This is a genomic window from Roseovarius sp. MBR-51 (genome assembly GCF_053628575.1).
This window is the reverse complement of record NZ_JBRJGQ010000001.1, coordinates 484,914-497,110: the sequence shown is the minus strand read 5'-3', so window position 1 is coordinate 497,110 and position 12,197 is coordinate 484,914. Positions and strand designations below refer to the sequence as shown.

Here is a 12,197-nt window from a genome sequence, read left to right as displayed (position 1 = left end):
GTCGTGGAGGATATCAATGGTAACACCACGACGTTGCAGAATGCTCAACTGCAGAACTTGGGTTTTCCGACGAGCTTCGAGTTCATCGGGAACACCGACGTGGACACGACACCCCCTGAACTTGTGAGCTTCAGCTTTCCCGAAGTAATCGATCTCGGCGATGGGAATGCTGCAGCGACCTTTTCCGTCTCGGCGACCGACGATGTGGGTGTTGATAGTGTTATCGTCTGGTTCACGGATGACGTAGCCTATGGGTTTTCCGACACCACTTCAGCCTCGAATTGGTCTTTGCTTTCGATAGATGTCTCTGAGGAGACTGGCGAAGGCAGCGTTACGCGCTTCTTCCCCGCGGGATGGCTCGCCAATACCGGCACGGCGGTCATCGATCGGATCGTCGTGGAGGATATCAATGGTAACACCACGACGTTGCAGAATGCTCAACTGCAGAACTTGGGTTTTCCGACGAGCTTCGAGTTCATCGGGAACACAGACGTGGACACGACACCCCCTGCAAATAATTTCCGACTAGACGGACGGCTTGACGGCGATGTTTTGTCAATCATGGTCCTGAACACAGGGCTCCCCATGTCCGCCGAAACGTTCAGTGCGACGCTCAATTTCATTGTCGAGGGTGCAACTTTTGTCGATGTGCGTCTCGGCGGAAGCGGAGCTCTGTCATCGAGTATTCAGAGCTTGAACAACGATATCAGAATAAACTTGACCGGGTCCTTTGCTGACATGGTCGACACCGGTGCATCGTTGATCACTGTAAATTTCAGTGTGAACAATAGTTTTGATTTAGCCTCCTCGGACCTATCGCTCTTAATCGAAGGGCAAAGCCAAATCCTGGTAGGGCTGGATGAATCCATCAGCAACGACGCACCAACAGGTCGCCCGGTGATCAACGGCTCGGCGGCTGAAGGTCAAAGTCTGGCCGCGACGACTATCGGGGTCAGTGATGTTGATGGCCTTGGCACATTCTCTTTCCAATGGTTGCGCAACGGTGCAGAGATCGCTGATGCCAACGGCGAGACCTACAATCTGACCCAATCAGACGTTGGTTCCAGGGTCAGCGTTCGTGTGACCTATCGCGACGGCTTTGGTGCCACCGAAAGCGTGACTAGCACCCAAACCGCGGCAGTTGTGAACATCAATGATGCACCGGCTGGATCCGTTATCGTCACTGGCGCCGCTACTCAAGGTGGGATGCTTACGGCAGACACTTCAGCGATCTCAGACGAAGACGGCCTTGGCACATTCTCTTTCCAATGGTTGCGCAACGGGGCGCCGATTTTGGGCGCCACGGGGACCGTGCTGGTCCTGGGGCAAGTCGATGTGGGTGCTGAGATCTTGGCGCGCGTCAGCTATACGGATGGAGAGGGTGCAATTGAATCGCTCATTTCATCGGCGTCGCTCGTCGCGCAGCGACCTGGGACAGAAGGAAACGATGTTATCGTCGCAGGACCATTGGGCAGCCTTATTGAGGGATTTGATGGAAACGATACTCTCATAGGGGGTGATGGAGACGATACGATTGCCGGGGGAGATGGTGATGACAATATAGAGGCCGGGGGCGGCAACGATAATGTATCTGCATCGGACGGTAACGATGTCGTGTTTGGCGGCTCCGGCAACGACAACATCGGCGGTGGCGTTGGCAACGACACGATCGACGGCGGCGAAGGCGATGACATCATAGGAGGTGGTTTTGGCGCAGATTCCATCACGGGCGGTGCTGGCAATGACGTGGTCGCGGGTGGGGCTGACAATGACACCCTGTCCGGAGGCGACGGCAACGACAGCATGTCCGGCAGCTTTGGAAGCGATCTGATCGACGCAGGCTCGGGTGCCGATGACATCGGTGGTGGCACTGGTCGAGATACAATTGACGCAGGCGAAGGCAATGACCGTGTCGGCGGCGGCGAGGGCGATGACAGCATCCTTGGCGGCGCAGGCAACGACTTCCTTGCAGGGGGCGGCCGCGACGACACGATCGACGGTGGCACTGGCAATGACACGATCAATGGTGGTGCAGGCAATGACGTGATGACCGGGGGTGCGGATGCAGATCAATTTGTGTTCTCTGCGTTCTTCGACAGTGAGAGCGATGTGATCACCGATTTCGAGGACGGGATCGACATCTTCTTCATCCGCCGCATCGATCCCGATACCGGCGTTGAGAACATCAACAACGGTGGCAACGGCCTCGCGGGTTTTGTTGCGGCGATGAATATCATCGACACAGACGCGGGTGCGCAGATGAGTGTCAACGGCAATGCGATCCTCGTCGAGGGCATCACCGCCGCACAGCTAACGGTGGATGACTTCAGCTTTTTGTGACCGATTATTAAACCTCTAAGTATTTGGATGCGGGCGAAGTCGCTTGGCGCGACCCCAACGAGATTGATCTAGAGCAATGCGGCGCGGGTGTTAGCCTGATATGTATTGGAAAGCGTGATCATACTCTGAGCCTGAGCCACTCTACCTTCGGCCGCAGGCAAAGAGTCCATAAAATGGTCAAAGGAGGGGCTAAGCGATGGGTGACGACCCATATAAAGTGCTGGGCGTCGATAAGTCAGCGACTCAGGATGAGATCAAGAAGGCCTATCGCAAGCTTGCTAAGCAATTGCATCCGGACCTCCACCCCGGCGATGCAGGTAAGAATGCCGAATTTCAAGCTGTTTCGGCGGCCCATGATCTGTTGAAAGATCCGGATAAGCGCAAACGCTTCGATGCGGGAGTGTCCCCCTAACCCAATGGGTCCTTCGCGGGATGCCTTCACGCGCGTCAGTGACCATATCAGCCTTCATAGCCTCGACCTGACCGCGGCCCGACTTGCCCAAGGCAATCTTCGTGATGAGCGTGTGGGGAAGCACTTTGCCGGACCGCTCAGCCTGACGTCTCTCATGCCTGGGGTGGAGCGAGACCTGCTGCATCTCCAGCATGCCATCGTGACGCAGTAGGGTGGCGATTGCGACGGCAGCCCCGAGGAAGTTCCGGTTCATGGCGAGTTCTTCGTCGATCATGCCATCCGGAACCGGCATTCCGACGGCTTCGAGAAGCCCGCGAGTAGGCGTCGGGACTACCTCAGCCTTCATTCCTCTTGTGACCATGCAGCAGGTGCTTGGGCCGACAGTGTTCTGGCGGATGGCGAAGCGCTGAGTGTAGATATCTCCCTCGACCTGAGTAACCAAGCCAAGCACGGAGCCGTCATTCTGCCGTTGGCTTCCATCTTCCCCTGTGAGAGGGGGCATGATGGCCATCGTCGGAAACGGCAGCTGAACCTGGGAGTAGAGCTCGTCCAGACCATCTCGTTTCATCTCGTTGACCAACTTGCCCATCATCCAATAGGCATCGGCATCGATCCGGAAAACTTGGGCGTCCTCAAGGATGGCGAGAGACCGCTCCCGATAGTCTAACAGCTGACCCATCAGGCCTGCGGGTAGCTCGGCCTGGCGCACCCCCTGCATCTTGAGGATTTGCTCAGGATAATCAGTGAAGAAGAGCTTCAGCTCCTTGACCATGTTTACACCTGCCTTTGAAGCCGAAGCAGACCCGATGACGGCGTTGCCGTCAAGATGGACTGACTTGCGGTGAGAATTTACTCGCTCAGTTCAGACGGCACTTCTTGTCAGATATTGATGCTTCGTGCCCCGAACGGCCGCTTCCGAGAACACGCAGGGAAGCAACCGCGCACTCTCATCCGGCTGCTTCGCGAGATCGACCGGTTTCTCGACGGGGATGGGATATCGCCAGAACTACTCCGATCCGAACCGGGGTCAGGACACCGGCGGGCGGAAGAGATGTCGTGCCTTGAATGCGACATGTCAGGCCTGTCCATCCAAGGAGGTCTGCTGCCCGAAAGCGGAGGCCCGATACGTCAACCGTGAAACCCACGAGGAAGCACGCGAGTTCGCCCGCGAATGCCGCAAGACCAAGGCTTACAAGGTATCCCGAGACAAGCGGAAGAAGGTGGAGATACCCTTCGCCAACTTGAAGCGCATCCTCGGCTTGAACCGGCTACGCCTGCGCGGTTTCAATGGCGCCAAGGACGAATTCCCCCTCGCCGCCATTGCCCAGAACCTCCGAAAACTCGCGAAGCTGCGGCCTCAGTGCGCCAACTCGGAGGCCATGGCATGAGCTGAGCGGCCAGATAAACGCCACAAGGCGGCGCGATGGGCGATTGCCCGGACCAAACGGCGACACCCAAGGCTGAGGGCAGCCAAAAACGCGTTCTCAGGCCGACATTTTCAACAAGATCCACCCTCAGTGTCGAGGGTTCCGGTCCGAGCTGCACCCTGACGACCGTTTGAAAAGGGGCGGGGACTCGTCGTCTGAGCCCAGAACAGGTGACATCTGTGACGACGATTTCAAGGCGCTCCGCGCTGTTATCGACAATTCAGCGGCGAACCATGGAAATGGCCACTGGTGAATGTCAGCAACAAGCTCAGTCTGGAAGCGGATGCTAAACATCCATCGGTCCCGCTCATCTACCCTGATTTCGACCTAGAACGAAGGCGGCCCAAGCATCCATCATCTCGCGCTGATTTTCCAGCATGTTCAAACGCTGGTATGATCGTAAAAGCTATACATAGTGATTTCCACGACGTCGCTTTATCCTCAAGTGGGACCCTTGCCGCCTGATACTTCTGCAGGCAAAAGAGCCCTTCAAACTGTGAAGCCAGAGGATTGGTCAAGGAAATGCGCAGGCAGGTCGATCTTCTGACGGGCATCTTGCTGGTTGGGATCACATGTCTTGTGATCTTTCACGAATGGCATGTCGCGGAATGGATGGCACCGGTGAAGCCAGTGCTTGTGGTTTTGACCATCACGATCTTCGCAGCGCAGGTGCGTCTTGCACGCAAGGCGTTTGTCGCGGTTGCCCTAGGACTTACGCTGGCGCTTGCCCTCAACGCGCATGACTGGCAGGAGACGGTTCTGGATGGATTGCGCTCAGCGGCGTTCATCGCGGCGTTCTTCTCGGCGCTGTCGACCTTGCGCAATGTCGCGCAAACCTCGCCTGCTGTGCAGGCAGCGGGGAGGTTTCTTTCCGGTCAGCGGCCCGGCCGTCGCTATCTGGCGCTAACCCTAGGTGGACAAGGCTTCGCGTTGTTGCTCAATTATGGTGCGATCCAGTTGTTGGGCGCTCTGGCGCTGGCTAATGCTGGTTCGGAGCCTAATGCCGAGGTGCGCGGCCACCGCATTCGACGGATGCTTCTGGCGATCCAGCGGGCCTTTGTATCGACCCTACCCTGGTCGCCCCTGTCCTTTGCTATGGCAATTTCGGTGAGTGTCGTTCCTGGCACGAGCTGGGCACAGGCGATGGTGCCAGGGCTCATCTCCTCGGTGCTGCTGGCCGGGGTTGGCTGGGGACTGGACACCGCGTTCAAGCCAAGGCTGAGCGTGACACCACAACGCCAGGAGCCAGAGGGCTCTTGGGCCCTCATGTTGCCGCTGCTGGCGTTACTAGGGGTTCTTGTGATCAGTGTGATCATTCTGTCCGCGATTACGGACGTGCGGATCGTTGGGCTGGTCGTTGTCATTGTGCCGGTGATCGCACTGGTGTGGATGACCATCCAGCATTGGGCGCACGCACCTGTTCGATCGGTGGTGCGACGGGTCGGTGACTACGTGCTCAAGGAACTGCCGGGATATCGTGGAGAACTCACGCTGCTGATGATGGCAGGGTATATTGGCACCGTGGGGTCAGCCTTGCTGGCGCCGTTGATGCAACGCGCGGGGCTAGATCTGTCGGTGCTGCCGCCCTGGGTGATCCTCGTGGCCTTTGTCTGGCTCATCCCGCTGGCGGGGCAGCTCGGGATGAACCCGATTCTTGCGGTGACGCTGATCGCGCCGCTCATTCCGGGCGCCGAAAGTTTGGGCGTGACGCCGACGGCCATCGTCGTGGCACTGGTCGCCGGCTGGGCGCTGAGCGGGGCCAGTTCGCCCTTCACCGCGACAACGCTGCTGATCGGGTCTTTCGCGGGCATCAGCGCGCTGCGTGTTGGATGGGTGTGGAACGGCGTCTATACCCTGCTCAGCGGTGCGGTCCTGTCGATCTGGGTGGTGCTTTACGCCTTCGTGCTGTGACAGTCCAACCCGGCGTCATTGGTCAGGCGAGGTGGGCAGACGATAGACATGGGGACGCAGCCCCGGATTTGTGAGCTGTGACGGGTCATGCAGGTCTGGCACCTCGGTTCGGCAGTGTTGTCGGCGTTGTGAAGCAGCCAGTCGAGGGTATATCATCCTGAGGTGGATGACACTGCGGACCCGGCTACGTGTCCGTCTGATCAAGGAGATCCATTGTGAAACCTGTAACGCCCCTCGCGACTCTTCTCCTGCTCACCAGCCCGGCATTTGCCGAAACGTGGCGGTGCGAGGTGCCCTATGACGAAGTTAACGGTGGCGGCCATGTCACCATCGAAGACGACCAACTGGTTTTCGTGTCCAACTGGCCGCATCGTGACCACGAAATTCTGAAATGCACCAAGAGCGGTTTAACAAGTGAATGCGTGTCGGCGGATCTTGCCGCGAATAGGAATGGCGGCGCGTCCGTATTTGCGAAGCTCCTTTCCATCGCCTGGCAAAAGGACGGTGGCCCTCCGACGACGATCACAACACGGCGGCTTTCCGCGATCTTCTACGCCCATGAAAACGGCTATGCGATGGCCGAGGCATTTCCCTCCATCGGTTACCGGTTTCCTGTGACCGACTGCAAGGCAGACTGACCGAATGAAAGGAAGATAGACTGGTCCTGACTGGAGTGCCCCACTGAAGCGATCCACCAACTGGGATAGTATCATCCCAGTTCAGGAAGACCAAGAGATGGCTGGAAAGCGAGATAGACCCGATGAGCCCGAAGAGATTGTGCTGAAGTTGCGGCAGGTTGAAGTGCTGCAAGGCCGCAGCGCACCCTGGCGTTGCGGTATGGTCGCTGATCGATGGGTCAGTCCATAGAGGTAAAGGAGACGCCTATGCGGCCCCGAGGTCGGTCTGGTCGGATTCTGACAGCCAGTCGTTGCGCTCCGCGCTATCCAGGATCACCTGCATTCAGTCATGGACGGGCGTGACGGTGCCATTCAGGACGGGCGTTATGGCTTTGCAACTTGGATCTGTCGCAATGACCGGGGGGGGGCAGGCGTGACCTTGCCTCGTTGCGCGCTATGTCTCCTATTTCGATACGTGGATGGATGAGCACCGGTGCACAAAACGAGCGTCTTGAAACAGGTTTTCATTTCTGCCCTCTTGATCGCGGGGGCAGGTCTGGCGTGGCAGTATCGCTCTGAGCTGCGCAGCGCGATAAATCCGCCTGATGCGCAGCACGCCGAGCAAGAGGCACAGGCGCCTGGCGTTCCGGTGATCGCCGCAGAGGTGATCACCATGCCGGACGATCTGACCTTTTCCGCCATCGGCACCGGATTTGCGCTGCGGTCGGTCACGCTACGGGCGCCGGCGAGCGGCGAGATTACCGACCTTGCGATCGCGCCGGGGGCACGGTTTGCGGCGGGTGATGTCTTGTTGCACCTTCGAGATACCGACGAGCGGCTGGCGCTGGCGCTGGCCGAGGCCCGGCTGGAGCGCGCCACCTCGGAACGCAATCGCTACCGGGCGTTGCAGGATACCGGTGTGGCCGCAACGGCGCGCTTCGAAGAGGCCGAGACCGATTTCAAGGTGGCGCGCATCGCTGTCGAGCAGGCCCGCGCCGATCTGGAGGATCGGACGCTGCGCGCGCCCTTTGACGGCGTATCGGGGCTGGCAGGCGTCGAGGTGGGCGACAGGATCGCCGTCGATGACGCGATTGCCAGCTATGATGACCGCAGCAGTATTCTCGTGGAATTCGATCTGCCCGAGACACTGCTGAGCCGGGTGCGGATCGGGTTGAACATCAGCGCGCAGACCCCGGGCGTGGAGGGACGAAGCTTTGACGGCGAGGTGATGGCCATCGACAGCCGCGTCGAGGCCGACACCCGCACCGCGCGGGTGCGCGCCGCCATCGACAACGCGGCCGATCTGCTGCGGCCTGGCGCATCGTTTTCGATCCGGCTCGACCTGCCCGGCAACAGCTATCCGGCGGTGCCGGAACTGGCGCTGCAATTCTCGCGTGGGGCGTTGCAGGTCTGGCGCGTCTCGGATGGCGCGGCGGAGCCGGTGCCGGTAAAGCTAGTGCGTCGTCGCGACGGTCAGGTGATCGTGGATGGTGCCTTGTCCGAAGGGGACCGGATCATCGTGGAGGGCACGCAACGGTTACGCCCCGGTATTGGGGTCAATGTGCTTAACGACCCGGATGCGGTCCGCTCATGAGCATGGGGGGGCGTGGCATTTCCGATCTCAGCGTGCGGCGGCCCTATCTGGCAGCTGTTATGAGCCTGTTGATCGTGATCGCGGGCGTTGGCGCGCTGTTTGGGATTGAAGTGCGGGAATTGCCCGATGTGGACCGGCCCATCGTTTCGGTGCGCGCCAATTATCCCGGTGCCTCGCCAACCACGGTCGATGCCGAGGTCGCCTCGCTGGTCGAGGGCGCAGTGGCGCGGGTGGCGGGGGTCGAGGCGGTGCGGACCTCGTCGGAAGAGGGCAATTTCCGGATGCGGGTAGAGTTCAGCTCGGATCGTGATCTGGCCAATGCCGCAAATGACGTGCGTGAGGCGGTGAGCAGGGTCGAGCCACGGCTGCCCGACGGGGTCGAGGATTTGTTCGTCGTCAAATCCGAGGAGGATGCCGATCCTATCGTTGATATCGCGTTATGGAGCGATGAGCGATCGATAGGTGAATTGACCTGGCTGGTCGAGGATGCCATCGCCACCGAGTTCACTGCCGTGGATGGCGTGGCCGAGGTGGTATTGTTCGGTGACCGACAGCGAGTGTTGCGGGTTGAGGTCAGTCCCGACGGACTCGCGGCCTTCGGCCTGTCCATCGGTGAGGTGGCAGATGTCTTGCGCGCAGCACAGTTCGACGTGCCGGTGGGTAGTTTTTCCTCTGGGCCGCTGGAAGTGCTCGTGCGCGCCGATGCCACCGTGGCCGAGCCACGGCGCATTGAGGAACTGCTTCTGAACGATCGGGTGCGGCTGGGCGACGTGGCCGAGGTCTATTTCGGGCTGGCCACGCCCGACAGCATTGCGCGTCTTGACGGGCGGCTGGTGGTGAGCCTCGGGATCGTGCGGCAGGCGCAGTCCAACACGGTGCGCATCTCAGACGAGGTGAGCGGCGCGATTGAGCGTTTGAAGCAGCGCTTTCCCGATCTCGGCTTTGCCGTCACCAGCGATGACGCGGTGTTCATCAAGGGCGCTATTGCCGAGGTGCTCAAGACGCTTGCGGTGGCGCTGCTGATCGTGATCGCTGTGATCTGGGTGTTCTTCGGCCGTCTCGGGGCCACGCTCATCCCCGCCGTTACCATCCCGATTGCCTTGGTGGGATCGGTCGCTGGAATTTACCTGATGGGGTTCTCGATCAACCTGATCACGCTTCTGGCGCTGGTGCTGGCCACCGGGCTGGTGGTGGATGATGCCATCGTCGTGACCGAGAATATCCAGCGCCGCAGGCAGGAAGGGATGGGCCGCCGCGCCGCCGCCGTTCTGGGGTCGGGGCAGGTGTTCTTTGCGGTGATCGCCACCACGGTGACGCTGATTGCGGTCTTTGTCCCGATCTCCTTTCTGCCGAGCGATGCCGGGCGGCTGTTTACCGAGTTCGGCTTTGTGCTGGCGGTGACGGTGGCGATCTCGTCTTTTGTCGCGCTGACCATGTGCCCGATGCTGGCCTCTCTGTCCGAGGGGCTGGGGCGTGGCGGCGGACTATTTGCTGCGCCGGGGCAGCGGCTGGCGGCGCTTTACGGCGCGCTTATCCGCCCGATGATCCGCGCGCCGCTGGTGACGCTGGTGGGTGCCACGCTGATCGCCGGTGGCGCGGTCTTGGTCTACGAGCGTCTGGGCGAGGAGTTGGTTCCGCAGGAGGATCGCGGCATGGTCTCGGTCTTGGTGCAGGGACCGGATGGCACCGGGCTCGACTATACTGACCGGCAGGTGGTGCAGGTGGAGGACATGCTGTGGCCCTATGTCGAACAGGGCGTGGCGCAGAGCCTCTATTCTATCACCGGGCGCTATGACCTCAATCGCGGCAGCATCGGTGTGCGGCTCGTCCCGTGGCAGGAGCGCACCCTGTCGCAGGCCGATATCGAGGCGGAAATCCGCGACGAGCTGGAGGCTCTGCCGGGCGCGCGCCCCAGCATCCGTAGTGGCAACAGCCTCGGGCTGGGCGGCGGATCGGACGGCGGCTTGAGCATCGCGCTGACCGGGCCGAATTACCCCGAGATCGCCGAGGCCGCCGATACTTTTGCGCAGGATTTGGCCCACGTGTCGGGGCTGTCGGGTATCCGGGTTCAATATCAGGCGACACAGCCGCAGCTCAGTATTGGGGTTGACCGGCAGCGCGCCTCGGACTTGCGAGTGCCGATGTCCACGCTTTCGGGCACGCTACGGGCGCTTGTCGACGAGGACGAGGTGGCTGAATTGACCATCAACGACGAGGCGGTGCCGATCCTTCTACAATCCGCCCAAGGGGTCGTGCGCGACCCGGTTGATCTGATGAACCTCAACATCCGCTCGGACGCAGGCGACCTGGTGCCGTTGAGCCAGATCGTCACTCTCAACGAGCGCGGCGTTGCGGCGGAGCTTGACCGGCATGAGCAGCGTCGCGCCATCGAGATCGACGCCTCGGTGTCGCCGGAGGTGACGCTGCGCGAGGTGATCGACGAGGTGCGCGCGATGGGGCAGGAGCGGCTGCCGCCGGGCATCGGTCTCATCTTTCTGGGCGAGGCAGCGTCGCTTGATGAGACTTCCTCGGCGCTGGCGGCGACCTATGTGATCGCGCTTCTGGTGGTGTTCCTCGTGCTGCTCGCGCAGTTCGAGAGTCTCACGAGCGCTTTGGTGGTGATGACGACGGTGCCCTTTGGTGTCTGTGCGGCGATCTATGCGCTGCTGCTCACCGGCACGACGATAAATATCTACAGTCAGATCGGGGTGCTGATGCTGATCGGGGTGATGGCCAAGAATGGTATCCTGTTGGTCGAGTTCGCCAACCAGCTGCGCGACGAGGGTCACGAGGTGATGGATGCGGCCTACGAGGCCGCGCTCGCACGGCTGCGCCCGATCGCGATGACGCTCATCTGCACGGTGATGTCGGGCCTGCCGCTGATCCTTGGGGCCGGTCCGGGGGCCGAGGCGCGCGCTGCGATCGGCTGGGTGATCGTGGGCGGTCTGGGCATGGCAGCTGTGTTCACCCTGTTCCTGACACCTGCCGCCTATGCGCTGATGAGCGGGCTGACAAGGTCGCGTGCCTCCTCGTCCGAGGCGCTCGACCGGGAATTGCGTGACAGCGGTGCCTGACCGCGCGCTGATCTTGTCGATCGAAGGTCTTCCGGACATTACCGCCAACATCCATCCCAGATGCGCCAGGCGCATCTAAGGCTCGATCAGCGCCTCTCCTTCATCCTGGATCCCAAACCGCGCGACCGGATGGTGCCTGACACGGTAGGCGGCACCGAGGTCGGTCTGGTCGGACCCTGACAGCCAGTCCTCGCGCTCTGCACTGTCGAGAATCACCGGCATGCGGTCATGGATCGGCGTGACGGTGTCATTTGCCGCGCGCGTGAGGATCGCGCAGGTGCGCAGATCGTTCCAGACGGATAGGAGACCTGCAAACCACAGCGTCTCCTCGTTGTCGGTGCTGGCGAAGAAATGCGGCTGCTTGGGGCTTTTCGTGCCGGTCCACTCGTAATAGCCGCCAGCGGGGATCAGGCAGCGACCATAGCGCCATGCCCCGCGAAAACTGGGCTTGGTCGCGGCCTCCTCGATCCGCGCATTGATCGTGCTGGCGCGCCAGTCCTTCAGATCACCCTTGTGCCAGCTCGGAATCAGGCCCCATCGTGCGCAGGTCAGTTCCTCTCCATGAAGCACATAGACCTCCTGTGTCGGCTTGATGTTGAACCGCCGCGGAAAGGGCGTGATCTTGATCTCGGCGAACTCGAATTCGGTGCCGCGCAGGTTTGGGTCTATGAAGCGTCCACACATGGGTGGACTGTGGCAGGTCTCGTGCTGATTCTACAAGTTGCAGTGATGGGGGCGGGACACGCAGTGATGGGGTAGGAACAGGTTGTGGTGCCTTGGTTGGACCGACCTTCTTGACGCAACGTCATCTAGTCCGTTCTT

Annotated in this window: 7 protein-coding genes and 1 pseudogene; 7 read left to right on the top strand and 1 reads right to left on the bottom strand. The window is 60.6% G+C overall.

Translation table 11 applies throughout. The features are described from left to right. Positions 1–3 precede the first annotated feature (3 nt). From ACSSVY_RS02460 to ACSSVY_RS02430, 7 genes and pseudogenes are all read left to right on the top strand, one after another. Positions 4–2,340, top strand: coding sequence for a hypothetical protein (locus tag ACSSVY_RS02460; protein WP_454267834.1), 2,337 nt, complete (start codon positions 4–6; stop codon positions 2,338–2,340). A 196-nt stretch (positions 2,341–2,536) separates the two neighbouring features. Beyond that, on the top strand, positions 2,537–2,752 hold the full coding sequence (locus ACSSVY_RS02455) for a J domain-containing protein (RefSeq protein ID WP_454267812.1): 216 nt from the start codon (positions 2,537–2,539) through the stop codon (positions 2,750–2,752). A gap of 995 nt (positions 2,753–3,747) precedes the next feature. Continuing rightward, a pseudogene (locus ACSSVY_RS02450) lies at positions 3,748–4,140 on the top strand (transposase); the annotation flags it as partial. A gap of 561 nt (positions 4,141–4,701) precedes the next feature. Beyond that, entirely contained in the window at positions 4,702–6,090 is a 1,389-nt protein-coding gene (locus ACSSVY_RS02445; protein WP_454267811.1) for a hypothetical protein, read from the top strand. A 215-nt stretch (positions 6,091–6,305) separates the two neighbouring features. After that, the gene (locus ACSSVY_RS02440) at positions 6,306–6,728 is read left to right on the top strand and encodes a hypothetical protein (protein ID WP_454267810.1); all 423 of its coding nucleotides are present in this window, start codon (positions 6,306–6,308) and stop codon (positions 6,726–6,728) included. Between the two features lie 490 nt (positions 6,729–7,218). Next, positions 7,219–8,301 carry an efflux RND transporter periplasmic adaptor subunit gene (locus ACSSVY_RS02435; RefSeq protein ID WP_454267809.1) on the top strand — a complete coding sequence of 361 codons (1,083 nt, stop codon included), beginning with the start codon at positions 7,219–7,221 and terminating at the stop codon, positions 8,299–8,301. Next, positions 8,298–11,375 (top strand): efflux RND transporter permease subunit, encoded by a 3,078-nt coding sequence (locus ACSSVY_RS02430; protein ID WP_454267808.1) that lies wholly within the window; start codon positions 8,298–8,300, stop codon positions 11,373–11,375. The genes ACSSVY_RS02435 and ACSSVY_RS02430 overlap by 4 nt, the downstream gene beginning before the upstream one ends. 75 nt (positions 11,376–11,450) lie before the next feature. Here ACSSVY_RS02430 and ACSSVY_RS02425 read toward each other — a convergent pair whose 3' ends face one another. Further along, positions 11,451–12,059 carry an SOS response-associated peptidase gene (locus tag ACSSVY_RS02425; protein WP_454267806.1) on the bottom strand — a complete coding sequence of 203 codons (609 nt, stop codon included), beginning with the start codon at positions 12,057–12,059 and terminating at the stop codon, positions 11,451–11,453. Positions 12,060–12,197 lie beyond the last annotated feature (138 nt).

Excerpts from the sequence above, each read along its gene's own strand:
- ACSSVY_RS02430 (WP_454267808.1), top strand. The coding sequence starts at position 8,298 with ATGAGCATGGGGGGGCGTGGCATTTCCGATCTCAGCGTGCGGCGGCCC.
- ACSSVY_RS02425 (WP_454267806.1), bottom strand. The coding sequence starts at position 12,059 with ATGTGTGGACGCTTCATAGACCCAAACCTGCGCGGCACCGAATTCGAG.
- ACSSVY_RS02445 (WP_454267811.1), top strand. The coding sequence starts at position 4,702 with ATGCGCAGGCAGGTCGATCTTCTGACGGGCATCTTGCTGGTTGGGATC.
- ACSSVY_RS02455 (WP_454267812.1), top strand. The coding sequence starts at position 2,537 with ATGGGTGACGACCCATATAAAGTGCTGGGCGTCGATAAGTCAGCGACT.